21 protein-coding genes are annotated in these 24,513 nt (G+C 69.2%); 5 read left to right on the top strand and 16 right to left on the bottom strand.

Annotated features, from left to right (window positions below; all coding sequences use genetic code 11):
* Positions 1-66 precede the first annotated feature (66 nt).
* On the bottom strand, positions 67-525 hold the full coding sequence (locus BLR05_RS20105; RefSeq protein WP_092837983.1) for an Lrp/AsnC family transcriptional regulator: 459 nt from the start codon (positions 523-525) through the stop codon (positions 67-69).
* A 154-nt stretch (positions 526-679) separates the two neighbouring features.
* Here BLR05_RS20105 and BLR05_RS20110 point away from each other — a divergent pair, with 154 nt between their 5' ends.
* Positions 680-1,300, top strand: a complete 621-nt coding sequence (locus tag BLR05_RS20110; RefSeq protein WP_092837986.1) for a glutathione S-transferase — start codon at positions 680-682, stop codon at positions 1,298-1,300.
* A gap of 22 nt (positions 1,301-1,322) precedes the next feature.
* Here BLR05_RS20110 and xopH read toward each other — a convergent pair whose 3' ends face one another.
* From xopH to BLR05_RS20185, 15 genes are all read right to left on the bottom strand, one after another.
* Positions 1,323-2,474 carry a type III secretion system effector XopH gene (gene xopH / locus BLR05_RS20115; RefSeq protein ID WP_225978940.1) on the bottom strand — a complete coding sequence of 384 codons (1,152 nt, stop codon included), beginning with the start codon at positions 2,472-2,474 and terminating at the stop codon, positions 1,323-1,325.
* A gap of 185 nt (positions 2,475-2,659) precedes the next feature.
* Positions 2,660-4,015 (bottom strand): dicarboxylate/amino acid:cation symporter, encoded by a 1,356-nt coding sequence (locus BLR05_RS20120; RefSeq protein ID WP_092837989.1) that lies wholly within the window; start codon positions 4,013-4,015, stop codon positions 2,660-2,662.
* Between the two features lie 184 nt (positions 4,016-4,199).
* Positions 4,200-5,471, bottom strand: coding sequence for an aspartate aminotransferase family protein (locus BLR05_RS20125; protein WP_092837992.1), 1,272 nt, complete (start codon positions 5,469-5,471; stop codon positions 4,200-4,202).
* Entirely contained in the window at positions 5,464-6,567 is a 1,104-nt protein-coding gene (locus BLR05_RS20130; RefSeq protein WP_244160140.1) for a phosphotransferase, read from the bottom strand. Before BLR05_RS20130 ends, BLR05_RS20125 begins: the two co-directional genes overlap by 8 nt.
* A 2-nt stretch (positions 6,568-6,569) precedes the next feature.
* Positions 6,570-7,598: a histone deacetylase family protein gene (locus tag BLR05_RS20135; RefSeq protein WP_092837995.1), complete on the bottom strand. Its 1,029-nt coding sequence runs from the start codon at positions 7,596-7,598 to the stop codon at positions 6,570-6,572.
* Between the two features lie 35 nt (positions 7,599-7,633).
* Entirely contained in the window at positions 7,634-8,326 is a 693-nt protein-coding gene (locus tag BLR05_RS20140; protein ID WP_092837998.1) for a GntR family transcriptional regulator, read from the bottom strand.
* A 32-nt stretch (positions 8,327-8,358) separates the two neighbouring features.
* A complete protein-coding gene (locus BLR05_RS20145; RefSeq protein WP_092838001.1) occupies positions 8,359-9,252 on the bottom strand; it encodes a DMT family transporter in 894 nt (297 codons plus the stop codon).
* A gap of 13 nt (positions 9,253-9,265) precedes the next feature.
* Positions 9,266-10,303, bottom strand: coding sequence for a histone deacetylase family protein (locus tag BLR05_RS20150; protein WP_092838004.1), 1,038 nt, complete (start codon positions 10,301-10,303; stop codon positions 9,266-9,268).
* Positions 10,300-11,691, bottom strand: a complete 1,392-nt coding sequence (locus tag BLR05_RS20155; RefSeq protein WP_092838007.1) for an aminotransferase — start codon at positions 11,689-11,691, stop codon at positions 10,300-10,302. The genes BLR05_RS20150 and BLR05_RS20155 overlap by 4 nt, the downstream gene beginning before the upstream one ends.
* A gap of 25 nt (positions 11,692-11,716) precedes the next feature.
* Complete coding sequence (locus BLR05_RS20160; RefSeq protein WP_167361305.1) at positions 11,717-12,646, bottom strand: 2-hydroxyacid dehydrogenase; 930 nt, start codon at positions 12,644-12,646, stop codon at positions 11,717-11,719.
* The gene (locus BLR05_RS20165; RefSeq protein WP_092838065.1) at positions 12,637-14,274 is read right to left on the bottom strand and encodes an ABC transporter ATP-binding protein; all 1,638 of its coding nucleotides are present in this window, start codon (positions 14,272-14,274) and stop codon (positions 12,637-12,639) included. The genes BLR05_RS20160 and BLR05_RS20165 overlap by 10 nt, the downstream gene beginning before the upstream one ends.
* Positions 14,275-14,276: 2 nt before the next feature.
* The gene (locus tag BLR05_RS20170) at positions 14,277-15,119 is read right to left on the bottom strand and encodes an ABC transporter permease (RefSeq protein ID WP_092838009.1); all 843 of its coding nucleotides are present in this window, start codon (positions 15,117-15,119) and stop codon (positions 14,277-14,279) included.
* 11 nt (positions 15,120-15,130) lie between these two features.
* Entirely contained in the window at positions 15,131-16,105 is a 975-nt protein-coding gene (locus BLR05_RS20175) for an ABC transporter permease (protein ID WP_092838012.1), read from the bottom strand.
* Positions 16,106-16,186: 81 nt separating this feature from the next.
* Positions 16,187-17,749: an ABC transporter substrate-binding protein gene (locus BLR05_RS20180; RefSeq protein WP_092838015.1), complete on the bottom strand. Its 1,563-nt coding sequence runs from the start codon at positions 17,747-17,749 to the stop codon at positions 16,187-16,189.
* A gap of 51 nt (positions 17,750-17,800) precedes the next feature.
* Entirely contained in the window at positions 17,801-18,685 is an 885-nt protein-coding gene (locus tag BLR05_RS20185) for a class II aldolase/adducin family protein (RefSeq protein ID WP_377778063.1), read from the bottom strand.
* Positions 18,686-18,961: 276 nt separating this feature from the next.
* On the opposite strand from BLR05_RS20185, the gene urtA reads away from it, so the two are divergent.
* The 4 genes from urtA to urtD all read left to right on the top strand — a co-directional run bounded on the left by urtA (position 18,962) and on the right by urtD (position 24,211).
* Entirely contained in the window at positions 18,962-20,221 is a 1,260-nt protein-coding gene (gene urtA, locus BLR05_RS20190) for an urea ABC transporter substrate-binding protein (protein WP_092838068.1), read from the top strand.
* 196 nt (positions 20,222-20,417) lie between these two features.
* On the top strand, positions 20,418-21,998 hold the full coding sequence (urtB, locus tag BLR05_RS20195; protein WP_092838021.1) for an urea ABC transporter permease subunit UrtB: 1,581 nt from the start codon (positions 20,418-20,420) through the stop codon (positions 21,996-21,998).
* 174 nt (positions 21,999-22,172) lie between these two features.
* Positions 22,173-23,339: an urea ABC transporter permease subunit UrtC gene (gene urtC / locus BLR05_RS20200; RefSeq protein WP_092838024.1), complete on the top strand. Its 1,167-nt coding sequence runs from the start codon at positions 22,173-22,175 to the stop codon at positions 23,337-23,339.
* Entirely contained in the window at positions 23,336-24,211 is an 876-nt protein-coding gene (urtD, locus tag BLR05_RS20205) for an urea ABC transporter ATP-binding protein UrtD (protein ID WP_092838027.1), read from the top strand. Before urtC ends, urtD begins: the two co-directional genes overlap by 4 nt.
* The last annotated feature ends 302 nt before the right edge of the window (positions 24,212-24,513 follow it).

Raw genomic sequence — 24,513 nt, forward strand, 5'->3', positions numbered from 1 at the left:
GCGCAGCCGCCGCCTTCCGCCCCGTGCGGACGGCGGCTTTTTTCTTGGGGGCCGGGTGGGCCCACCTCACCTCGCGGGCGGCCGCACTGCCTGCACGGTGGCGTGCTTGCGCACGGGGCTCGAGAGCACGAGCGAGGTGGTGACGGAGCCGTGCACCGCCAGCGCATCCACCACCCGCTGCAGGTCGGCCGGCTCCGCGATGGCGCAGCGCACGACGAAGCAGTCCTGGCCGGTCACCCGGTCGGCCTCCAGTACCTCGGGCATGCTCTCGAACAACTGCAGGTAGGGCGCGATGCCCTGGTGCGTGGTCTCGATGCGGATGATGGCCGTCAGGCCCACGCCGATGCGGCCCAGGTGGACGCGCGCGCCGTAGCCTTCGATGATGCCGGCCTCCTCCAGCTTGCGCACGCGCTCGCTCATCGCGGGCTGCGAGAGGCCGATGCGCTTGCCCAGCGCGGCCAGGCTCTGCCGCGCGTCGATCTGCAGGGCCTGCAGGATCAGCCAGTCCTTCTTGTCGATTCGCATGGAATGTCGGGGCCGGGGCAGGGTGCCCGCGGCCGATGGTTCATCGGTGGGCGGGGGCTTTTTCCGATGCCCGCCCCTGTGCACGCACGGCGCGCCCGCCTATCGTAGGGTACGTTCCATGCATCCGCACACACCCCTCCAAGGAAGGATCTCCATGCAGCTCTTCGGAATGCTCGACTCGCCCTATGTGCGCCGCGTCGCCGTCACCCTGCGCCACATCGGCGTGCCGTTCGAGCACCGGCCCCTGTCCGTGTTCAGCACCTTCGACGCGTTCCGCGCGGTCAACCCGGTGGTGAAGGCGCCCACGCTGGTGGCGGACGACGGCACGGTGCTGATGGATTCGACCCTGATCCTGCAGTGGATCGATGCCTGCGCGCCCGAGGCGGCCGCCCGCCTGGTGCCGAAAGGCCCCGAGGCCCGCCTGAGGGACCTGCGCATCACCGGCCTCGCGCTCGCCGCGTGCGAGAAGACGGTGCAGATCGTCTATGAGCAGCGGCTGCGCCCGGAGGACAAGCAGCACGCGCCCTGGCTGGAGCGCGTCGGCCTGCAGATGGACGCCGCGTACGCGCAACTGGAAGAGGCCCTCGCCGGCGCGGGCAGCGCGCCGGACGCGGCGGGACTGACCCACGGCGGCATCGCCGCGGCGGTGGCATGGGGCTTCACCGGACTGGTGCTGCCCGGGCGGGTGGCGGGCGCGTCGCATCCGTCGCTGGCGGCGTTCGCCGCGGCGGCCGAGCGGCTGCCCGCGTTCGTGGCGTGCCCGCAGGCCGGTTGATGGCCTGCGGGCCGCGAGCCGCTCAGCTGGATTGCGCAGCGTCGGCGCTGCGCCATTGCGACCATGTCCGGGGCAGGCCTCCCGGGTTTTCGCGCGCATAGGCGTGGAACTCATGGAGGAAGGCGAGCCTGTCCGCGTGGAAGGCCTGTTTGCTTTCGCGGACCGCACCGGTATCGGCCAGGTTGTAGTCCATGCCCAGTTTGGACTGGCGGGCCATGATGGCGTCGGCATCGACTTCCCGCGCATTGCGCAGCATGTCGTAGAGCGCCATGAAGGTGGTGGTTCTTCCGCGACCGCCATTGCAGTGCACATGCAGGCCCGCGCCTTCGGGCAAGCCGCGTACCAGGGCGATGAACTGGTCCACCTCCCAGCGGGACGGGCGCAGGTGGTCCGTGACGGCGATACGGCGATAGCCGGCGCCCGCGGCTTCCACGATCTCCTGCTCCGAACGGGCAAGGGTGGTGTCCAGGCGCCGGAGGGCCGGATCGTCGGTTTTGCCTTTCACATGATCGGCGTGCGTCGCCACTGCGCTGCCCTGCCGGCGCAGTTCTTCGAGCTGTTCTGCCTCCCGGGCCGTGGCCGTGTCCAGCCCCACGTTACCCCAGTCCATGGGGCCGCGCCATGTCAGGGAATGGCCATCGGCCACCCCGTGCGATTCCTGGCGCAGGTCCACCACCACTACCAGGGGGGCATCGCCGCAGGCCTGGCGGATGGCGCACACCTGTTCGACCGAGGTGATGCGTTCGCTTCCGGAAAGCTGCAGTGATTCCAAGCCACGGGTGTCGATGCCGGGGGGCAGTGTCGATGCCTGGTTCGAATGCCGGAAGAATGCCATGGTCCCTGCCGGATGCGGCGGCTCGGTGTCATAGGTGAGATGCAGGTCGGTTTCGGCAGCGGGCTGGCGCAGTTGCAGTGCGGTCCGTCCCCTGCCGATCGGTCCGGAATGGTTGGAGGGGCCGGCCACGGCGCTGCGTGGCGGCGGCGCATCCTGTGGACTGGTCCCCTCCCTGCGGCGGCGTGATGCAGGCATTCCGATGAAACGTGCGGCATCCAGGCATTTGCTGCTGGAACCGGAGGCTGGCGGGGATACGCCGGCGACGGGTGCAGGGATGTCGCGTTCGCCCGAGGGCAGGCAGGACTTGAACAATCCGCAATGGAGTGAGATACGGGGCATGGTTTTTCCCTTTTCAATAGTCTGAATGCATCGACTGTGGGAAAAGCATCAACGCGGCGTCTCTCACGGACGAAGCACCGAGCCATCCTGCGAAGCGGTTTGTCGGGCCTCGGCAAGGAGCACTCCTGCCCGACAAAGAAAAAGGCCGGCATGTGCCGGCCTCGGTGCGGGATGGGGCGGGGCGCTCAGCGCGTGCCCGGCACGTCCATGCGCTCCGTCTTGTGGTCCAGGATCGCTTCCGGCTCCTGCGCGGCCATCCAGTCGGGGTTGTCCAGGCGCTGCTTGAGCTGCTCGGTGTCGAGGTCTCCGGTCCACTTGGCCACGACGAGGGTGGCCACGCCGTTGCCCACGAGGTTGGTGAGCGCGCGTGCCTCGGACATGAAGCGGTCGATGCCCAGGATCAGCGCGAGGCCGGCCACCGGCACGTGGCCCACGGCCGAGAGGGTGGCGGCCAGCACGATGAAGCCGCTGCCCGTGATGCCCGCCGCGCCCTTGGAGGTGAGCAGCAGCACCAGCAGCAGGGTGATCTGGTGGGTGATGTCCAGCGGCGTGTTCGTGGCCTGGGCGATGAATACGGCGGCCATGGTCAGGTAGATGGAGGTGCCATCCAGGTTGAAGGAGTAGCCGGTGGGGATCACGAGGCCCACCGTGGTCTTCTTCGCGCCCAGGTTCTCCATCTTCTCCATCATGCGCGGCAGCACCGATTCGCTGGAGGAGGTGCCCAGCACGATGAGCAGTTCTTCCTTGATGTACTTCACGAACTTCCAGATCGAGAAGCCGTGGAAGCGGGCGATGAGGCCCAGCACGACGAAGATGAACAGCAGGCAGGTCAGGTAGAACGAGCCCATCAGCTTGCCCAGCGACAGCAGCGAGCCGACGCCGTATTTGCCGATGGTGAAGGCCATCGCGCCGAACGCGCCGATCGGGGCCACCTTCATGATGTAGCCCACGATGGTGAAGAGCACGTGCGAGGTCTTCTCGATGAAATCGAACACCAGCGTGCCGCGGCCGCCGAAGCGGTGCAGCGCGAAGCCGAACATCACGGCGAACAGCAGCACCTGCAGGATCTCGCCCTTGGCGAACGCATCCACCACCGTAGTGGGGATGATGTTCATGATGAAGTCGGTGGTGGTGCCCATCTTGCCGGGTGCCGTGTAGGCCGCGATGGACTTGGTGTCGAGCGACGCGGGATCGACGTTCATGCCCGCGCCGGGCTGGAGCACGTTGACCACGATCAGGCCGATGACGAGCGCGATGCTGCTGACGACCTCGAAGTAGAGCAGGGCGAGGCCGCCGGTGCGGCCCACCTTCTTCATGTCCTCCATGCCCGCGATGCCGACCACCACGGTGCAGAAGATGATGGGCGCGATGATCATCTTGATCAGCTTGATGAAGCCGTCGCCCAGGGGCTTCATCTTCTCGCCGATCTCGGGGTAGAAGTGCCCGAGCAGCACGCCCACGACGACGGCGAACAGCACCTGCACGTAGAGCGAGCGGTAGAGGGGAAGTTTTCTGGCGGGAATGCGGGCGGTTGCGGTCATGCAGGGCTCTGGCGTCAACTAACAAGGAGCGGGCGCGGGGCGCCAGTCCAGGCAGCCGTCGCGCGGGTGACGCACTGTAAGGCCGTGCCGCGCGCAGGACATTGTGGAAAACCACATCGTTGACGCCGTGCCGCCGCGGGACGCGCGGCGCGGCCGGCGACGGCGCACGCCCGGGAGCACCGCCTTACAGCGTGCCCAGGACCTCGTCCAGGCGCTCCACGAGCAGGTCCGCGTGCTCCGGCCGGAACACCAGCGGCGGCCGGATCTTGAGCACGTGGGCGTCGGGGCCTGTCGCGCTGAGCAGCACCTGGCGCCGGCGCAGCCCGTTGACCACCCGGGCGGCCTGGGCCGTGGCCGGTGCGCGCGTGTCGCGGTCGGCCAGCAGTTCCAGGCCCACGAACAGGCCGGCGCCGCGCGCTTCGCCGACGATGGCGTGGCGCTCGCCCAGCGCGGCGAGCCGCTCCCGCAGGTAGGTGCCCACGCGCAGGGCATGGGCCTGCAGGTCGTTCTGCTCCAGCACGTCGAGCACGGCCGAGGCCGCGGCCATGGAAACCGGATTGCCCCCGAAGGTATTGAAGTAGCGGCTCGCCTGGCCGAAGGCCTCCATGACTTGCGGCCGCACCGCGAGGCCCGCGACCGGATGGCCGTTGCCCATGGGTTTGCCCATGGTGACGATGTCGGGCACCACGCCGTGCCGCAGGAACCCCCAGAATGCCTCGCCCGTCCGGCCGAATCCGGGCTGCACCTCGTCGGCGATGAACACGCCGCCGGCCGCATGGATGGCATCCACGGCGCCCTGCAGGAAGCCGGGCGGGCCCGTGAAAACGCCGTCGGAGGAGAACACCGTGTCCACCAGCAGCGCCGCGGGCTTCAGACCGTGGGCCTGCAGGTCGGCGATGGCCGCGCGCACGCCGTCGGCGAAGCGCTGCCCCGTCCCGGCGTCGCCGCCTTCGGGCGCATCGACCAGCCGCACATGGTCGCCGATGCGCACGTACCGGCCCAGCGAGGGCGACGCGCAGGCCAGTGCCGAGGTCACGCCGTGGTAGGCGAAGCGCGTCACGATGAGGCCGGTGCCGCCCGTGTGCGCGGTGGCGATGCGCATCGCGAGGTCGTTGGCCTCGCTGCCCGTGCAGGTGAAGGTGGCGTGGCCGAGTTCGGGCGGCATGGTGGCCAGCAGCCGCTCGGCGTAGTCGAGGATGCCTTCGTGCAGGTAGCGCGTGTGCGTGTTGAGCACCGAGGCCTGGCGCGCGATGGCTTCCACCACCTCGGGCCGGGCATGGCCCAGCGGCACGACGTTGTTGTACGCATCCAGCCAGGGGGTGCCGGCGGCGTCGTAGAGCCACACGCCCTCGCCGCGCACGGGATGGAACGGCTCGTCGTAGAACAGCCGGTAGGCGGGGCCCAGCAGGCGCGATCGGCGGGCCAGCAGGCCGGCCGTGGGGATGGTGTCAGGCATGGATCGGATCCCGGGTGCTGCAGGCGGCGTGGATGGCATCCTGTACCTGCTCGGGCGTGAGGTCGGCGCAGGCAGCGAGGCGTGCCCACGAGAGGGCGTTGTTGCGCAGGAGGTAGGGCGCGTTGCCGGGCTGGCGCGCCGCGCGCCAGCCGCTGATCGCCACCACCATCGCGAGCCGCCCCCGGACGAGATCCAGCAGCGCGAAGGTCTCGGCCTCGGTCAGCGGCGAGACGGCGTGGTAGTCGGCCGCGAACCGCGCGATGGTGGCCAGCGCGTCGCCCGGCGCCTGGCTTTCCGCGTCGAGGTGGTACGAGGCCGCGACGGCCAGGTCGTCCACGAGCGGTGCATGCACCATGTCGCCGAAGTCCAGGATGCCGGCCACGCGCTCCGGCTGCGCCGGGTCGACGAGCAGGTTGTAGAGGTTGAAGTCGTTGTGGATCGGCTGGCGGCGCAGGTCGGCCAGCACCGGCTTCGCGCGCCGTGCGAAGCCGTCGAGTGCGGCTTCGGCCAGTGTGCGGCGGGCCGGGTCGGCCACGTGCGCGAGCAGCGGGCGCACGCGGTCGGCGCGCTGGATGTCCCACGGCAGTTCGCGCGCGGCGGCGGGGTGCTCCAGGCCGGCCAGCGCCTGGTCCAGCCGCGCCAGCATGCGCGCCACGCTGCTGCGCTGTGCGGCCGGGCGCGGTGCCTGCGGCATGGGCAGGCCTTCGAGGTAGCTGAACACGCGGGCCACGCGCGTGCGGCCTTCGGCATCCTCGATCTGCACCGAGGGCGCGCCGTGCCGGTCGGGCAGCAGGCGCTGCACGGGCAGGCCCGGGTCGGCCCGGGCGATGTGCAGCAGTGCCTGGGTCTGGAAGTCGGCGACGATGGGGTCTTCGTCGGGGTGCGAGAGCTTGAGCATGCAGCGCGCGCCGCCGCCGTCCGGCTCCAGCAGGAAGTTGGCGTCGCGCTCGCCCGTGAGAGGCTGCAGCCGGCCCCGCAGGCCATGGAGGCGCTGCAGCAGGGCGGCGGCCCAGCCGGTTTCGACGGGTGCGGGCGGGGCCGTGAGCACGGCGGCTTCGGGCAGGGCTTCGCGGATCATCGTGTCCAGGTCGTGCATGGTCAGGCTGCCTTCTCGAATCCGGCCAGCGCGCTTTCCAGGTTGGGCCCCAGATCTTCGGACAGGTACCCGCCTTCCTGCACGAGCACGGTGGGCAGGCCCAGCCGGGCGATCTCGCCGAGGATGCGGCCGAAGCCCGGCGTGCTGACGGCCAGCATGCGGTAGGGGTCGTTCTCGTGCGCGTCCAGCCCCAGCGCCACGACGAGCGCGCCGGGCGCATAGGCGCGGACCGTGGCGGTGGCCGTGGCCAGCGCGGCGAGGAAGCCCTCGTCCTGCGTGCCGCGGGCCAGCGGCAGGTTCAGGTTGTAGCCCAGGCCTTCGCCTTCGCCGGTCTCGTGCGCATGGCCGGTGAAAAAGGGCGTGCAGAAGTGCGGGTCGGCGTGCAGCGAAATGGTGAGCACGTCCCGGCGGTGCCAGAAGATCCCCTGCGTGCCGTTGCCGTGGTGCACGTCGATGTCCAGGATGGCCACGCGGTCGTGCCGCTGGCGCAGGTGCTGGGCGGCGATGGCGGCGTTGTTGAGATAAGTGAAGCCGTTGGCGCGGTCGGCGTAGGCGTGGTGGCCCGGCGGGCGGCACAGCGCGTAGGCGGCGCGTTCGCCGTCCAGCACGAGCCGGGCCGCGTGCGTGGCGACGTGGGCCGACCAGGTCGCGGCATGCCAGGTGTGGCGGCCGATGGAGCAGGCCATGTCGCCCATGTGGTAGCCGGCCTGCCCGACCAGGCTGTCGGGGTAGGTGAAGGGCTGGCCCGGAAAGGGGTGGACGTTGGGCAGGACCTCTTCGGACGCGCCTTCGAGCTGCTGCCAGCGCTCCCACGCCGTCTCGAGGAAGCGCAGGTACTGCGGCGTGTGGATCGCTGCGCGCGGGCCGGGACCGTGGTCCTCGGGCGCCAGGATCTCGTGGCCCTGCCGGCGCGCGGCGTCCAGCAGCAGATGGCCGCGCTCGGGCTGCTCGTTGCTGCGCTGCATGCGGCCGCGCACGATGAATTGCTGCGGATCGTGGCCGACGTGCCGGTCGCTGTAGATGACTTTCATGCAGGGCTTTCCGTATCCGGTGAAAAGGATCGATCTCAGGTCTTGAAGAGGCTCGAGGCATGCGCCTTGGCGTCCTCCAGGTGGAAGCGCAGCGCGTGCTGCACGGCATCCACGTCGCGCCGTGCCAGCGCGTGGGCGATGGGGCGGTGCGTCTCGGCCAGCTGCTTCAGGTCGCCGTAGCTGCCTTCGCTCAGGGCGAGGAACATGCGCACCTCGGTCTGCATGTTGTCGAACAGCCGGTGCAGATAGTGGTTGCCCGACAGCGCGCTGATCGCGAAGTGGAAGTCCAGGTCCAGCGCCACGCGCTCGGCCGAGGGCAGCGTCTCGGCGCGCGCGACCATGTCGTCCACGCGCGCGTCGAGCCGGGCGAGGTCTGCATCGCTCGCGTGCTGGCAGGCCAGCGCGGCGCCCAGCAGTTCGAGCTGGATGCGCACGTCGTACAGGTCGCGCACCTGCTTGGCCGAGACCGTGCGCACCGCGAAGCCGTGGCGCGGGCGCGAGACCAGCAGGCCCAGGCTCTCCAGCCGGCGCGCGGCCTCGCGCACGGGGGCGCGGCTCACGCCCATCTGGCGCGCGAGCTCGGCCTCGACGATGCGCTCGCCGGGGGCGATGCGGCCCGAGAGGATCGCGTCCTGCAACTGGGCCTCGACCACACCGACCAGGTCGGGGACCTGGATCGAGGAGAAGGCGGGCGCCGGGATGGCGGGAATGCGGGTGCTGTTGCTCATGGGAAGTTTTTTCTCTTGCGGGTGCGCGGGGATCATGCCGGACGGCGCGCGCGGGCGAGGGACACGCCGGCGGCGGCGATCAGCGCCATGCCCAGCAGCGCCGGCGCGTCCGGCGGCCTTTCGAACCACAGCGTGCTGATCAGCACGGCCAGCAGCAACTGCACGTAGTTGAGCGGCGCCAGCGTGGCCGCGCCCACGCGGCGGAAGGCGGCCAGCAGCAGCAACTGGGCTCCGCCGCTGATCGCGCCGGCGGCGGCCAGCACCGCCAGCTCGGGCCAGGGCGGCAGCGTGGTGTGCGCAGAGAACAGCATCGGCAGGCTGGTGATCAGCAGGCAGGCCAGCGCCGTGTGCGCGAACTGCACGGGTGCGGGCACCAGGCCCGAGAGCTTGCGCGTGAGCACCTGGAAGACGGCATAGCAGACGGCCGAGACGGCCATCAGCAGCGTGCCGGCCAGCGGCAGGCTGCCGCCCGGCCGCACGATGCACAGCATGCCCGCGAAGCCGAGCAGCACGGCCGTCCATTGCGTGCGGCCCACGCGTTCGCCGAGCATCCAGGGGGACAGCGCGACCATGATCAGCGGCGCGGTGAAGTAGATGGCCGTGGCCTCCGCCAGCGGCATGGTGACGAGCGCCGCCATGAAGCAGGTGGCCACGATGGCCAGCGCCACGCTGCGCGCCGTGAGCAGCTTTTGGTGCGGCTGCCTCCACAGCCGGAGGTCGCCATGGCGCAGCAGCAGCACGAAGCCCAGCAGGGCGATGGCGCTGTAGCGCGCCAGGTTGACGACGGCCGGCGCATGGTGCGCCACCATGTGCTTGGCGAACGCGTCGTAGGCCGCGAACAGCACCAGCGCGCACAGGAACAGCGCGATGCCGACGGCGGCGCCGTCGCCGCGTGCGCCGGGTGCGGGGGCGGGGAGTGCGCTCATGCGGCAGCCGGCATCATGGCTGGAGTCCCTCCAGGAAGGCGTCGAGCGCCGCGCCGATGGCCCCGACCATGTAGCCGCCTTCCTGCACGACCACGGTGGGCAGGCCCATTGCGCGCACGCGTGCGCCGGCCAGCCGGAAAGCCTCCATGTCGAATTTCAGCACGCTGATCGGGTCGTCCTTGTAGGTGTCGAAGCCCAGCGGCAGCACCAGCGCCTGGGGCGCGAAGCTTTCGATGGCGGCCGTGGCGGCGTCCAGCGCCCGCGCGAACTCGGCGTTGCCGCTGCCGTGCGCGAGCGGGAGATTGAGGTTGCAGCCCGCGCCTTCGCCCGTGCCGCGTTCGTGCGCGTAGCCCGTGTACCAGGGGTAGTAGTTCGCGGGGTCGGCATGCGTGGAGACAGTGAGCACGTCGCCGCGCCCGTAGAAGATCTGCTGCGTGCCGTCGCCGTGGTGGGCGTCGATGTCGAGCACGGCCACGCGCGCATGCGCCTGGCGCAAGGTGGCGGCGGCGATCGCGCTGTTGTTCACGTAGCAGAAGCCGGCTGCCCGTGCGCGCTGGGCATGGTGGCCCGAGGGGCGGCACAGCGCATAGGCCACGCCGCCTGCATCGCGCACCGTCCCGGCTGCCGCCAGCGCCGCATGGGCCGAACGCAGCACCGAGCGCCAGGTGTGCGGGCCGATCGGGCAGGACAGGTCACCCACGTACCACCCGGTCTGCGCGAGCATGGAGGGCGAGGGGCAGGCGCCCTCGCGTGGACCGTGCGGCGACATGTTGGGCAGCACCTCGATGCCAGGCTGCAGGCCGAACGATTCGATCTGCTGCCAGCGCTCGAACGCCGTCTCCAGATAGTCGAGGTAATCGGGGGCGTGGACGAGTTCCAGCGCCTCGCGGCCGGCATCGGGTGGTGCGGTGACGGTGATGCCGCGCGTGGCCAGCGTGGCCATGAGGGCTTCGGCGCGCGTGGGCAGGTCGGCGGGCTTGCAGATGCGGCCCACGCGCATGTACTGCTGCGGATCGTGCAGCAATTGGTCGTCGGAGAAGAAGGCCTTCATGGCTGGACTTCCATTTCTGCGTCGAAGCGGTCCATCGCATGCGTGAAGCGCGCGAACAGGTCGGCCAGCTCATCGGGGGTGATGATGAGTGGCGGGCACAGGCCGATGCTGTCCCCCATGGCGCGCACGATCAGGCCTTCTTCGAGCGCCAGCGCGGCGAAGCGGTAGCCGGCCTTGCGGTCGGCCGCGAACGGCGTGCGCGTGGTCTTGTCGGCCATGAGCTCGATGGCGCCGATCAGGCCCACACCGCGCACGTTCCCGACCCAGGGCCGGCCCGCGAAGGAGCGGATGCCGGCCTGGAACGCCGGGGCCAGAGCCTGCACGTGGTCGATCAGTCGCTCGTCCTCGTACACCTGCAGCGTCTCCAGCGCCACGGCGCAGGCCACCGGGTGGCCCGAGTAGGTGTAGCCATGGCCGAAGCTGCCCAGCTTGCCGCTGTGCGCGGCGATGGCGCCGTGCACCTTGTCGTTCACCATGACGGCCGAGATCGGCACGTAGCCCGAGGAGAGCGCCTTGGCGCAGCACAGGATGTCGGGCTGCAGGCCGAAGGTGGTGGAGCCGAACATGTTGCCGGTGCGGCCGAAGCCGCAGATCACCTCGTCGGCGATCAGCAGTACGTCGTACTTGCGCAGCACGGCCTGCACCTTCTCGAAGTAGCCGGCCGGCGGCACCAGCACGCCGCCCGCGCCCATTACGGGCTCGGCGATGAAGGCGGCCACGGTGTCGGGGCCTTCGGCCAGGATGCGGTCTTCGAGCTGCCGGGCCAGGCGCGTGGAGAAGTCCTGCTCGCTCTCTCCATCGTGCGCGTAGCGGTAGTGGTGGGGGCAGTCCACGTGCAGGAAGCGCGCGGCCGGCGCGGTGGCGATGGGCAGGTCGAAGTCGCGGTGGTTGCCGTCCAGGCCGCCCAGGCTGGCCGCGGCCACGGTCACGCCGTGGTAGGCGTTGCGCCGCGCGATGATCTTTTTCTTGTCCGGCTTGCCGATGGCGTTGTGGTAGTACCAGACCATCTTGACCGCGCTGTCGTTGGCCTCCGAGCCCGAGTTGGCGAAGAACACGCGCGCCATGGGCACGGGCGCCAGCGCCAGCAGCTTCTCGGCCAGGTCGGCCACGGCCACGTTGGTGCGCTGGTTGAACGTGTGGTAGTAGGGCAGGGTCTGCAGCGCTCTGGCGCCCGCTGCCGCCAGCCGCTGGTTGGAGAAGCCCAGCGAGGCGCACCACAGGCCGGACATGGCCTCCACGTAGCGTTTGCCTTGGTCGTCGACGACGTGGATGCCGTCGCCGCCCACGATCACGAGCGGCGGCGTCTGCGGCAGCGCGGCCAGGTTGGTGTAGGAATGCAGGTGGGTAGCGACGTCCTTGTCGCCGGTGCTCATTGTGTCTTTGGCCATGGGGGCTCCTCGGTGGTTCGGACGCTCAGGCGATCACGGAAAGCTGAGCCAGGTTGTCCCGGGTCAGCCGGGCGATGGTCTCGGGCCCGGTGCGCGTGGCGATGTGCGGCGTGACGGTGATGCGCGGGTGGTGCCAGAACGGGTGCGCGGCGGGCAGGGGCTCTTCCACGAAGGCGTCGAGCACGGCGGAGCCGACCTGGCCGCTCTCCAGCGCGGCGAGCAGGTCGTCCTGCACGAGCTGCGCGCCGCGGCCGGCATTGACGAGGTGGGCGCCGCGCGGCAGTTGCGCGAACAGGTCCGCACCGAGGATGCCGTGCGTGTCGTCGGTCAGTGGCAGCAGGCAGACCAGCGTGTCGCAGCCCGCGAGGAATGCTTCGCGCCCCGCGTCGCCGTGGAAGGCCTGCACTCCCTCGGGCAGGCCGCTCTTGGGGCTGCGGCTCCAGCCGCGCACCGGGTAGCCGATGGCCGCCAGGGCGCGCGCGGCCGACTGGCCCAGCACGCCCAGCCCGGCGATGCCCACGCGGTGCCGGCCCGGCGGCACCACGGGCGATTCCTGCCAGGTGGCGCTGCGCTGGCTCTCGATGTAGCCGGCCATGTGGCGCTGGCCATGGACCACGGCCCAGGCCACATACGCATTCATGCCCGCGGCCATCTCGGCATCGACGATGCGGCGGATGGGCACATCGGGCAGCGTGGCGTCGCGCGTGATGTGGTCGGTGCCGGCCCCCACGGACTGGATCAGCCGCAGCTTCGGCATGCATGCCAGCAGGCCGGCGGGCGGCGACCAGCAGACCGCGACGTCGATGTCGGCGAGCGCGTCGGGCGACTGCACCTCGGTATCGAAGCGGTGCAGTATGGCCCCGGGAAAGCGCGCCGCGAAGGCCGGGCGCAGGTAATCCATGGCGATCTGGTCGGAGACCAGGGCGATGTTCAGGCGCACGTTGTTCAGTCGCATGCGTGGGCCACCTCCGCTGCCGCCGACAGGCGGGGCTGCGCCTCGATCAGCGTGCGCGTGTAGGCATGCTGCGGGTCGGCCAGCACCTTCGCCGTCTCGCCGTATTCGACGATCTCGCCGCGCTGCATCACGGCGATGTGGTCGCACATCTCGCCGGCCACGCGCAGGTCGTGCGTGATGAAGACCATCGCCAGCTGGAAGCGCTCGCGCACTTCGGCGAAGAGCTTGAGCACCTGTGCCTGCACCGATACGTCGAGCGCGGAGACGGGCTCGTCGGCCACCAGCAGCTGCGGCTCCATGGCCAGCGCGCGCGCGATGCCGATGCGCTGGCGCTGGCCGCCGGAGAATTCGTGCGGGAAGCGGTCGGCGGCGTCGGGCTTGAGGCCCACGAGTTCCAGCAGCTCCATGGCGCGGGCCATGGCCTGGTCCCTGGGAAGGCCCTGGGCGATCGGGCCCTGCGCGATGGCCGCCCCGATGCGGTGGCGCGGGTTCAGCGAGGCATACGGGTCCTGGAAGACCATCTGGATCTTCCCTTGGGCCTGCTGGCGGAACTGCTCGCCCGACTGCAGCGTGCGGCCCCGGAACAGGATGCGCCCGCTGTCGAACGGCGCCAGGCCCACGATGCAGCGGCCCACGGTGGACTTGCCGGAGCCGGATTCGCCGACCAGCCCGAGTGTCTCGCCGAGCCGCAGGTCGAACGAGAGGCCCCTGGCCGCTTCCACGCGCCGGCCCTTCCTGAACAGGCTGCCGCCCGTCACGTAGGTCTTGTGGAGATCCTGCACCTGCAGCACGCGTTCGATGGCGCGGTCCTGCACCGGCTGCCGCACCCGGCCGTCGGGGATGGCGGCGATCAGCTTGCGCGTGTAGGCGTGCTGCGGCCGGGCCAGCACGGCGGAGGCGGGGCCGGACTCGACCACCTGACCGGTCTGCATCACGACGACCTGGTCCGCGATCTCGGAGACCACGCCGAAGTCGTGCGTGATGAACAGCACGGCCGTGCCCTTGCGCTGCTGCAGTTCGCGGATGAGCTTCAGGATCTGTGCCTGGGTGGTCACGTCCAGCGCGGTGGTGGGCTCGTCGCAGATCAGCAGGGCCGGCTCCAGCACCAGCGCGCAGGCGATCATCACGCGCTGCCGCTGGCCGCCCGACAGGCGGAAAGGGTAGCTGTCGATCAGCACCTCGGGCTCGGGCAGCCCGACGTCGGCCAGGGCGGCGAGGATGCGCTGGCGCTTCTCCGCCGCCGGCAGGCTCACGTGCGCATCGAACACCTCGGCGATCTGCTCGCCGATGCGCATGACGGGGTTCAATGCCGTCATCGGCTCCTGGAACACCATGCCCATGCGCCGGCCGCGCAGCGCGCGCAGTTGCGTTTCGCTCAGCTGCAGCAGGTCGTGGCCGTCGAACAGGATCCTGCCGGCCACGGGTTCCACGTGCGGCCGCGGCAGCAGGCCCATGATGGCGTTGGCGATCATGGATTTGCCCGAGCCCGATTCGCCGACCACGCAGAGCGTCTGGCCCGGCAGCAGTTGCAGCGACGCGCCCTGCACGGCGAGCGTGCGGTCGCCGCCCTGCGGAAGGCGGATGTCCAGGCCCTGGATGTCCAGCACGGGCAGTTCGATCTTGTCCATCTTCATTTTCCTCTCCCGTCGGCGCGCGCATTCAGGCCGTCGTTCAGGCCTTCGCCCACCAGGTTCAGTGCCAGCACGGTCAGCAGGATGGCGATGCCCGGAAACACGGCCATCCACCAGGCCTGGCGCAGCACCGTGCGCGCCGAGCCGACCATGTAGCCCCAGCTCATCTGGTTCGGGTCGCCCAGTCCCAGGAAGCTCAGGGACGACTCCAGCAGGATGGCCGTGGCCACCATCAGCGAGGCCATGACCACGATGGGCGAGGCCGCGTTCGGCAGGATCTGCGTCAGGATGATGCGCGGCGTGGACTGGCCCGCGAGCTGGGCCGCGGCCACGAAGTCGCGCTGGCGCAGCGTGAGGAATTCGCTGCGCACCAGCCGCGCCACGGGCGGCCAGGAAACCACCGCGATGGCCGCGACGATGGAGCCCACCGAGGGCTCGAAGATGGCCACCAGCACGATGGCCAGCGCGAAGCTCGGCACGGCCTGGAACAGCTCGGTGAAGCGCATCAGCGTGGCATCGACCCAGCCGCCGAAGTAGCCCGCGATGGCGCCGATGGACACGCCGATCAGCAGCGACACCACGGTGGAGACCACGCCGATCAGCAGCGACACGCGCGCGCCGGCGATGATGCCCGCGAAGATGTCGCGGCCCATGGTGTCGGTGCCCAGCGGCAGGCCCGCCTCGGTGCCCGGATGGGCGAACGGCATGCCGACCATGTCCCAGGGATTGTTCTGCGCGATGAAAGGGCCCAGCGCGGTGACCAGGCCGACCAGCATCAGCACGACCAGGCCGAAGACGGCGCCCTTGTTGCGGCAAAAGCGCCGCCAGAAACTGCTTTTCATGGGGTGGCTCCTCAGCCGAGTTCGATGCGGGGATCGACCAGCGTGTAGACGAAGTCGGTGATCAGGTTGAACAGCACGGCCATGGCCGCGGTGAACAGGAAGCAGCCCAGCAGCAGGTTGTAGTCGCGCTGCAGCAGCGCGTCGAACATGAGCCGGCCGATGCCGGGCCAGGCGAACACGGTTTCGGTCAGCACGGCGCCGCCGATCATCCCGCCGGCCTGGATGCCGGCCAGCGTGACCACGGGCAGCAGCGCGTTGCGCAGGATGTGCCTGCGCTGGATGCGGCCCGGGTGCACGCCCTTGGCGCGCGCGGTCTTGACGAAGTCCATCTGCGCCACTTCCAGCATCGAGGCCCGCGTCATGCGGGCATACACCGCCATGTAGAACAGCGCCAGCGTGAGCGCGGGCAACACCAGGTGCCTGGCGATGTCCAGCGCCTTGGCCATGCCGGTGAGGTCGGCGCCCACGGTGAAGAAGCCGAAAGCCGGCAGCAGGTCGAACTGCACGGTGAACAGCAGCACGGCCATCATCGCGAGCCAATAGAGCGGCGTGGCGTAGAAGACCAGGGCCACGACGGTGATGAGGCTGTCCTGCCATCGGCCCGCATGGCGGCTGGCCAGCGCGCCCAGCACGATGCCGAACAACAGCGACAGGCCGAAGGCCGTGCCCGTGAGCAGCAGGGTGGCGGGCAGGCGCTCCAGGATCAGGTCGGCCACCGGCTGCTGCTGGCGGTACGAGTAGCCCAGGTCCAGCTTCGCCACGTGGCCGAGGTAGTTCGCCAGTTGCACGGGCAGCGGCTGGTCCAGCCCGAACTGCGTGCGCAACTGGGCCACGAACTGCGGGTCGGACGCGCCGGCCTCTCCGGCCATGATGGACACCGGGTCGCCCGGCGCGGCCCGGACCAGCAGGAAGTTGGCGGTGGCGATCACCAGCAGGGCCAGGAGGCCCTGCAGGATGCGCACGGACATGAACTGGAGTCGTTTCATCGCAAGCTCGGGTTCTGGCATGCGGCGGCCCGGGCGGGCGAGCCCACCGCATGCGGGGAGGGGAAGGTCAGGCCGGCCGGATCACGCCAGCTTGACGCGGCCCAGGCTGTCGTTCAGGCCGATGCCGGAGCTCACGACGTTCTGGATCTTCGTGCGGTAGAGCGTCGGGAAGTTGATCTCGTGCAGCCAGGCCACGGGCACTTCGTCGACCAGGATCTTCTGCACCTCCAGGTAGATCGCACGGCGCCTGGCCGGATCGCTCTCGATGGCCCCGGCGGCGAACAGCTCGTCGACCTTCGGGTTCGAGTAGCCGGCCACGTTGTTGAACGGCGAGCCCTTGGCGATGTTGCTGGTGGTGTAGTTGCGGCCCACGCCCAGTGCCGGGTCGCCGTACTGGTAGACGTAGGTGAAGGCCAGGTCGAAGTCCCACTCGTTGCAGCGCTGGTTCCAGCCGGCCACGTCGGTGGCGACCATCTCGATCTTGATGCCCGCCTGCGTGAGGTTCTGGCGCACGATCTCGGCCTGGCGCTGCCAGGATTCGCCGTAGGGCAGGGGCAGCAGGCGAAGGGTCTCGCCCTTGTAGCCGGCCTCGGCCAGCAGCTTCTTGGCCCTGGCGATGTCGCGCGGGTATTTGGCGACGTCGTCGCTGGCGTAGGCGATGTGGCTGTTGAACGGGCCCGTGGCCGGTTTGGCGAAGCCGTACCAGGCGATCTTGGCCATGGCGTCGCGGTCGATCGCGGTCCAGATGGCCTGGCGGAACTTCACGTTGTCCATCGGCCTGGTGCGGTTGTTGATCCACAGCCAGCTGTGCGGCGCGAAGAACTCCCAGCCCTTGGTGGTGACGGCCGCGCCGGGCAGCTTGGAGAGGCGCCCCACGTCGAAATACTCCACCGTGCCCCCGGGCGCGATGTCGACCTTGCCGGATTCGAAAGCCGCGGCGCGCGCGGCGGCGTCCGGGATCACGTGGAAGTACACGCTCTCGATGGTCACGGCGCCGGGCTGGTGGTAGCTTTCGTTGGCCACCAGGTGGATGTAGGAGCCCTTGGCCCATTCCTTGAACTTGAGCGGCCCGGTGCCGATGGGCGTGGCGTTGGCCGGGTTGGTGAGGAAATCCGTGCCTTCGTAGATGTGCCTGGGCACCATCGGCATGGTGCCGTTCTCGAAAATGCCGAGGAAGGGCCCGAAGGGCTGCTTGAGCTTGAACTCCACGGTGAGCGGGTCCAGCGCCTTGATCGATTCCACGTAGGCCAGGCTGGCGCGAAAGCGCGCGTGCGTCTTGCGCAGGAACACGTCGCACGAGAACACCACGTCGTCGGCCGTGAAGGGCTTGCCGTCGTGCCACTTCACGTTCGGCTTGAGCTTGAAGACATAGGTCCTGCTGTCCGGGCTCACCGTCCAGGACGTGGCCAGCTGGGGCTGCGGCTGCAGCTTCTCGTCGTAGCGCAGCAGGCCTTCGTAGATGTTGCCTGCGATCAGCTGCGTCGGGCCGTTCTGCACGATGCCCATCATCAGGCCGGGCGGCTCGGGCTGGACCAGCACGTTGACGACGCCTTTCCTGGCCTGGGCCAGGCTGTGCAGGGGCACCCCGGCGATGGACAGGCCGAGGGCTGCGGGAACGGCTTGGATCAGGTGGCGGCGTTTCATCGTGGCGGACCTTTCGGGTGGGGGAGTGTGGGAAGGCTCGGGCGCAGGGGCTCAGTCGCGGAACGAGGCGGCGCCGGGCGGCTCCAGACGCTGCAGCAGGGCGCGCCATTCGCGGGCATAGGGATCGGTGGGCTGGGCGGCCAGGCGGTTCGTGTCGCCGCTTTCGTACTGGCGCGCCGTGAGTTCGCACACCGCCTCGGGCACGGGGTTCACGGCCTGCCCGGTGCCCTGGATGGCGACCTGCACGCGGCAGGCGCGCTCCAGGTTGTGCATGAGGATGAAGGCCTCGGCCACGCTGCGGCCCAGGGTCACCAGCCCGTGGTTGCGCAGGATCAGCGCGCGCGAGGTGGGGCCGAGATCCGCGACGAGGCGCTCGCGCTCTTCCAGGTCCAGGGCGATGCCCTCGAACGCGTGGTAGGTGACGCGGTTGTGGAACTGCAGCGCCCATTGGTTGCAGGGCTGCAGTCCGCCGGCCAGCGAGGACACGGCCACGCCGGCCACGGTGTGGGTGTGCAGCACGCAGGCCGCATCGTGCCGCGCGGCATGCACGGCGCTGTGGATCGTGAACCCGGCAGGGTTCACGTCGTATTCGCCGGGCTCGATCAGGTTCCCGTCCAGGTCGATCTTCACGAGCGAAGAGGCCGTGATGTCGCGGAACAGCATGCCGAAGGGGTTGATCAGGAACTGGTCCCCGGTGCCCGGCACGCGCGCCGAGATGTGGGTGTAGATGCTGTCGTCCATGCCGTAGAGGGCGACAAGGCGGTAGGCCGCCGCCAGATCCCGGCGCACCTGGCGCTCCGCAGGGGACATGGGGGAACGGTGTTCACCACCGGTGCGTGGGGAATGGAGTTCTGCTGTTTCCAAAGGGACCTCCAGAAATCTGGGTGTGCGGTGGTTGGTCGGTCGGCTGTCGACAGACGACTTGATGCAGATCATCATGCAACTCGTGTGCCAGCCATTCCATGGGGGAAAACCCGCCGGAATGCGCGTTGCGGACCCGATGTGGTGCACCCGTGCACGGCTATCGGGCTGGCTGCATCGGCTTGGGGCTTCCGGTCGGGGGGCCGGGAGCGCGGGACGGGGCAGCGGCGGCGTACGCCCTCCGGCGTATTCCGGCGAAGGCGGGGCGTCCCTAGGATGGCCTCCATGCGTCGGACAGGACCTACAGCGTGTTCGACGGATGCCATCAACCACCCTATGGAGTACCTGCATATGCAACGCCGATTCACCCTCAAGGCCCTCACCGCCGCCGTGGCGCTGGCTGGCGCCGGTATCACCGCCCACGCCCAGGACACCATCAAGGTCGGCGTGCTGCACAGCCTCTCGGGCACGATGGCCATTTCGGAAACCGTGCTCAAGGACACGGTGCTGATGGCCATCGAGGACATCAACGCCAAGGGCGGCGTGCTGGGCAAGAAGCTCGAGCCCGTGGTGGTGGACCCGGCCTCCAACTGGCCGCTGTTCGCCGAGAAGACCAAGCAGTTGCTGGGCCAGGACAAGGTCTCGGTGATCTTCGGCTGCTGGACCAGCGTGAGCCGCAAGTCCGTGCTGCCGGTGGTGGAGGAAATGAACGGCCTGCTGTTCTACCCCGTGCAGTACGAGGGCGAGGAACTCTCCAAGAACGTGTTCTACACCGGCGCCGCGCCCAACCAGCAGGCCATTCCCGCCGTCGATTACCTCATGAGCAAGGATGGCGGCGGTGCCAAGCGCTGGGTGCTGCTGGGCACGGACTATGTCTATCCCCGCACCACCAACAAGATCCTGCGCGCCTACCTGAAATCCAAGGGCGTGAAGGATTCCGACATCGACGAGAAGTACACCCCCTTCGGCCACTCCGACTACCAGACCATCGTGGCCGACATCAAGAAGTTCAGCCAGGGCGGCAAGACCGCCGTGGTCTCCACCATCAACGGCGACTCCAACGTGCCCTTCTACAAGGAACTGGGCAACGCGGGCCTGAAGGCCAAGGACGTGCCCGTGGTGGCCTTCAGCGTGGGCGAGGAGGAACTGCGCGGCGTGGACACCAAGCCCCTGGTCGGCCACCTGGCGGCATGGAACTACTTCATGTCGATCAAGAACCCGACCAACACGGCCTTCATCAAGCAGTGGAGCGACTACGCCAAGAAGAACAACATCCCCGGCCACAAGGACAAGCCGCTGACCAACGACCCGATGGAAGCCACCTGGATCGGCATCCACATGTGGAAGCAGGCCGTGGAGAAGGCCAAGAGCACCGACGTGGACAAGGTGATCGCCGCCATGGCCGGCCAGACCTTCCAGGCGCCCAGCGGCATCGTCAGCAAGATGGACGAGAAGAACCACCACCTGCACAAGAGCGTGTTCATCGGCGAAATCAAGGCCGACGGCCAGTTCAACGTGGTGTGGAAGACGCCCGGCCCGGTCAAGGCCAAGCCGTGGAGCCCGTACATCGAGGGCAATGACAAGAAGAAGGATGAGCCTGAGAAGAAGTGACACCCCCCTGAGGCGCTGCGCGCCTTTCCCCCCGCTCTCGCCGTGCTGCGCACGGCGGGCAGGGGGACGACGCCAGCGGCCGGGCGAAGCCCGTTCCGCGGCGTCTGCTGGCCTGGGCCGCGCGGTGGCTCGCGCCACGCGCTTTTGCAAAGGTTGCCGGGCTTCGCCATTTCGTCTGTTGATTCCTTCTTTTCACATGTCCATCACCTTCTTCCATCGTCTGATCGCCTGCCTGCTGCTGTGCGTGGCGGTGCAGGCGCATGCGCTCACGGCGGAGGCGGCGCGGGCGATGGCCGCGGGCGATACCGACGAGCGGATCGCGGCGCTGCAGCAGGCCGTTGCCACGCCCGACGAGGCCACGGTGGCTTTCATCCGGGCCATGGCCGACGATGCGGTGAAGATCGCGGGCGGCCGGGCCATCGTGGTGAAGGACGGCAAGGGGGTCGATCCGGTCACCGGTGCGCCGGTGAGCGTGCCGGACGATGCGGAGGACGTCGTCAACAACAACCGCATGCGCGGCGAGTTCGACACCGCGCTGGCCTCGCTGCAGCTCATGTCGCCGGATGCGGCGCAGCGCCGCGCGGCGATCGATGCGCTGAAGGACGAGAGCGACGAGGCGCGGCTGCCGCTCATCGACAAGGCCCTGGCCGCCGAGCGCGAGCCCGGGCTCAAGGCACGGCTCGAGGCGATCCGCGCGCGCATCCAGCTCTCGGCCAGCGATCCGGCGCAGCGCCAGCTGGCGGCGCAGGCCCTGGCCGGCAGCGGCAACCCGGCCACGCGCACGGTGCTGCTGGAGCAGCTGCGCAACGAGCAGGACCCGAAGGTGCGCGCAGCCCTCGACTCCGCGCTGAAGGCCGTGGAGGCACGGCTGCAGTGGGGCGAGCGCCTGGGCGCGCTGTTCTCTGGACTCAGCCTGGGATCGATCCTGCTGCTGGTGGCGCTGGGCCTGGCCATCACCTACGGGCTGATGGGCGTCATCAACATGGCCCATGGCGAGCTCATGATGATCGGCGCTTACGCCACCTATGTGGTGCAGGGGCTGTTCCAGCGCTACCTGCCGGGTGCGTTCGATGCGTACCTCGTCGCGGCCGTGCCGGCGGCGTTCCTCGCGTCGGCGCTCATGGGCGCGGTGCTGGAGCGCGGCGTGATCCGCTTTCTCTACGGCCGGCCGCTGGAGACGCTGCTGGCCACCTGGGGCATCAGCCTGATGCTGCAGCAATTGGTGCGCAGCCTGTTCGGTGCGCAGAACGTGGGCGTGGAAAACCCCGCCTGGATGAGCGGCGGCGTGCAGCTGCTGGAGAACCTGCAGCTGCCGTGGAACCGGCTGGTGATCGTGGCCTTTGCGTTCGCGGTGCTGGGCGGCGTCGCCTTCCTCATCGGCCGCACGCGGCTGGGGCTGTTCGTGCGCGGCGTGACGCAGAACCGGCCCATCGCCTCGTGCATGGGCGTGAACACCGCGCGGGTCGATACCTATGCCTTCGCGCTGGGCTCCGGCATCGCGGGCCTGGCGGGCTGCGCCCTGAGCCAGGTCGGCAACGTGGGGCCGGACCTGGGCCAGGGCTACATCGTGGACGCCTTCATGGTCGTGGTGCTGGGCGGCGTGGGCCAGCTCGCGGGCACCGTCTATGCCGCGCTGGGCCTGGGTGTTCTCAACAAATTCCTCGAGGGCTGGGCGGGCGCGGTGCTGGCCAAGATCGCCGTGCTGGTGCTCATCATCGTCTTCATCCAGAAGCGGCCGCAGGGCATCTTTGCGGTGAAGGGCCGCACTGCAGACTAGGTATATATGAGGCACCCCCCTGTGTCGCTTCGCTCCTTCCCCCCTCTCCCGCATGGCTGCGCCATGCGGGAGAGGGGACGCCGCCGGCGCGGCGGGGCGGCCCTTGCGCGGCGGCTGCTGGCGCGGGCCGTGACGGTAGTTGCGGTCGCTCGTTGTGCCGAACGCTGAAAAAATATGATCACTTCACCCCCCATCCAATTGCCCGCCCCGGCACCGCTGCTCACACGCGGTGGCTGGACGGCCTTCATCGTGGTGCTGATCGCGGTCTGCGCGGTGGCGCCGGCGCTGAACCTGCTCGTGCCGGCCGGCAGCGCCTTCCACCTCTCCGACTACGGCGTGGCCCTGGTCGGCAAGATCATGTGTTACGCCATCTGCGCGCTGGCCATGGACCTGATCTGGGGCTACACGGGCATCCTGAGCCTCGGCCATGGCCTTTTCTTCGCGCTGGGCGGCTACGTGATGGGCATGTACCTCATGCGCCAGATCGGCCGCGACGGCAACTACAAGAGCGACCTGCCCGATTTCATGGTGTTCCTGGACTGGAAGGAGCTGCCCTGGCACTGGGCACTGTCGGACAGCTTCATCGCCACGCTGGTGCTGATCGTGGCCGTGCCGGGGCTGGTGGCCGTCGTGTTCGGCTATTTCGCCTTCCGCTCGCGCATCAAGGGCGTGTATTTCTCCATCATCACGCAGGCCATGACGTATGCGGCCATGCTGCTCTTCTTCCGCAACGAGACGGGCTTCGGCGGCAACAACGGCTTCACCGACTTCAAGCGCATCCTGGGGCAGCCCATCGCCACGCAGAACATGCGCATGCTGCTGTTCGTGCTCACGGGGCTGGCGCTGCTGGGCTTTTTCCTGCTGGGCCGGTGGCTGGTGCGTTCCAAGTTCGGCCGGGTGCTGCAGGCCATCCGCGACGCAGAGACCCGCGTGATGTTCTCGGGCTACTCGCCGCTGCCCTACAAGCTCGCCATCTGGACCATCAGCGCCATGATGTGCGGCGTGGCCGGCGCGCTCTATGTGCCGCAGGTGGGCATCATCAACCCGGGCGAGATGAGCGCCGCCAACTCCATCGAGATCGCCGTCTGGGCGGCGGTGGGCGGGCGCGCCACGCTGATCGGGCCCATCGTGGGCGCCTTCCTCGTCAACGGGGCCAAGAGCTGGCTCACGGTGACGGCTCCGGAGTTCTGGCTGTATTTCCTGGGCGCGCTGTTTATCGCCGTCACGCTGTTCCTGCCCAACGGCGTGGTCGGCCTGCTGCGCCGGCCGAAGAAGATCCAGGCACCGGCTGCCAACGCCGCCAACGCCGCGAGCCTGCGCAAAGAGGAGGGCGCGGCATGACCCCCGACCTGATGGAAGAAGGCGCGCGCCGCGCAGGCGCCGCGCATGCCCCGGAGGCCCGGGGGCGGACCGAATCCGGCGGCCGCGCCGCAGGTTTCTCGCGGCTGGCCGTCCCCGGAGAGGTGGACGTGGCGCACGGCCGCATCCTCTACCTGGAAGACGTGCACGTGAGCTTTGATGGCTTCAAGGCCATCAACGGCCTGAACCTGGACATCGCGCCCGGCGAGCTGCGCTGCATCATCGGTCCGAACGGTGCGGGCAAGACCACGATGATGGACATCATCACCGGCAAGACCCGGCCCGACCGGGGCACGGTGTTCTTCGGCAGCACCATCGACCTGCTGCGCCACAACGAGCCGCAGATCGCAGCCCTGGGCATCGGCCGCAAGTTCCAGAAGCCCACGGTGTTCGAGCAGCTTACGGTGTTCGAGAACCTCGAACTCGCCTTGAAGACGCACAAGGGCGTGGCATCTTCGATGTTCTTCAAGCCCGACTCGGCCCAGTCGGACCGCCTGGCCGAGGTGCTGCGGACCATCCACCTGTCCCGCCAGCCGGCCCGCCCGGCGGGAGAGCTGAGCCATGGGCAGAAGCAGTGGCTGGAGATCGGCATGTTGCTCATGCAGGACCCCAGGCTGCTGCTGCTCGACGAACCTGTGGCGGGCATGACCGACGAGGAGACGGCGCGCACGGCCGAGCTGTTCCTCTCCCTCAAGGGCCGCCACTCGCTGATGGTGGTGGAGCACGACATGTCGTTCATCCGGGCGATCTCCGAGAAGGTGACGGTGCTGTGCGATGGCGCCGTGCTGGCGGAGGGGACGCTGGACGAGGTGCAGGGGGATGAGCGGGTGATCGAGGTGTATTTGGGGCGGTGATGGTTTTTCGTTGTTGCTTTGCGTTTGTTTTCCGGGGCCGGGATGTGCGCCCGGCGGCGCACCTGCTTTCTTTTGCTTCGCCAAAAGAAAGTAGGCAAAGAAAAGGCGAGCCCTGGTGTCTGCGTCCCCCTTCGCCCCGTGGGGGCGAAGGGGGCAGCCTGCGGTGCTCGGACGCGGGGCGGCGCCGTGGAACTCGCTTCGCGCACTCTGTGCGCTGCGCTCGGACAACCACGGCGAGTCAGATCACGAAGCAGGCGTGTCCTGCGGCACGCCTGCCCGCCCCGCGCCCTGCGCTCCTCGGC

Source organism: Paracidovorax cattleyae (genome assembly GCF_900104515.1).
GTDB lineage: Bacteria > Pseudomonadota > Gammaproteobacteria > Burkholderiales > Burkholderiaceae_C > Paracidovorax > Paracidovorax cattleyae.

Excerpts from the sequence above, each read along its gene's own strand:
- BLR05_RS20170 (WP_092838009.1), bottom strand. The coding sequence starts at position 15,119 with ATGAAAAGCAGTTTCTGGCGGCGCTTTTGCCGCAACAAGGGCGCCGTC.
- BLR05_RS20175 (WP_092838012.1), bottom strand. The coding sequence starts at position 16,105 with ATGAAACGACTCCAGTTCATGTCCGTGCGCATCCTGCAGGGCCTCCTG.
- BLR05_RS20185 (WP_377778063.1), bottom strand. The coding sequence starts at position 18,685 with ATGATCTGCATCAAGTCGTCTGTCGACAGCCGACCGACCAACCACCGC.
- BLR05_RS20150 (WP_092838004.1), bottom strand. The coding sequence starts at position 10,303 with ATGAAGGCCTTCTTCTCCGACGACCAATTGCTGCACGATCCGCAGCAG.
- BLR05_RS20130 (WP_244160140.1), bottom strand. The coding sequence starts at position 6,567 with ATGCACGACCTGGACACGATGATCCGCGAAGCCCTGCCCGAAGCCGCC.
- urtB (WP_092838021.1), top strand. The coding sequence starts at position 20,418 with ATGTCCATCACCTTCTTCCATCGTCTGATCGCCTGCCTGCTGCTGTGC.
- BLR05_RS20110 (WP_092837986.1), top strand. The coding sequence starts at position 680 with ATGCAGCTCTTCGGAATGCTCGACTCGCCCTATGTGCGCCGCGTCGCC.
- BLR05_RS20140 (WP_092837998.1), bottom strand. The coding sequence starts at position 8,326 with ATGAGCAACAGCACCCGCATTCCCGCCATCCCGGCGCCCGCCTTCTCC.
- BLR05_RS20135 (WP_092837995.1), bottom strand. The coding sequence starts at position 7,598 with ATGAAAGTCATCTACAGCGACCGGCACGTCGGCCACGATCCGCAGCAA.
- BLR05_RS20145 (WP_092838001.1), bottom strand. The coding sequence starts at position 9,252 with ATGAGCGCACTCCCCGCCCCCGCACCCGGCGCACGCGGCGACGGCGCC.
- BLR05_RS20105 (WP_092837983.1), bottom strand. The coding sequence starts at position 525 with ATGCGAATCGACAAGAAGGACTGGCTGATCCTGCAGGCCCTGCAGATC.
- BLR05_RS20155 (WP_092838007.1), bottom strand. The coding sequence starts at position 11,691 with ATGGCCAAAGACACAATGAGCACCGGCGACAAGGACGTCGCTACCCAC.
- BLR05_RS20120 (WP_092837989.1), bottom strand. The coding sequence starts at position 4,015 with ATGACCGCAACCGCCCGCATTCCCGCCAGAAAACTTCCCCTCTACCGC.
- urtA (WP_092838068.1), top strand. The coding sequence starts at position 18,962 with ATGCAACGCCGATTCACCCTCAAGGCCCTCACCGCCGCCGTGGCGCTG.
- BLR05_RS20160 (WP_167361305.1), bottom strand. The coding sequence starts at position 12,646 with ATGCGACTGAACAACGTGCGCCTGAACATCGCCCTGGTCTCCGACCAG.
- BLR05_RS20180 (WP_092838015.1), bottom strand. The coding sequence starts at position 17,749 with ATGAAACGCCGCCACCTGATCCAAGCCGTTCCCGCAGCCCTCGGCCTG.
- urtD (WP_092838027.1), top strand. The coding sequence starts at position 23,336 with ATGACCCCCGACCTGATGGAAGAAGGCGCGCGCCGCGCAGGCGCCGCG.
- xopH (WP_225978940.1), bottom strand. The coding sequence starts at position 2,474 with ATGCCCCGTATCTCACTCCATTGCGGATTGTTCAAGTCCTGCCTGCCC.
- urtC (WP_092838024.1), top strand. The coding sequence starts at position 22,173 with ATGATCACTTCACCCCCCATCCAATTGCCCGCCCCGGCACCGCTGCTC.
- BLR05_RS20165 (WP_092838065.1), bottom strand. The coding sequence starts at position 14,274 with ATGGACAAGATCGAACTGCCCGTGCTGGACATCCAGGGCCTGGACATC.
- BLR05_RS20125 (WP_092837992.1), bottom strand. The coding sequence starts at position 5,471 with ATGCCTGACACCATCCCCACGGCCGGCCTGCTGGCCCGCCGATCGCGC.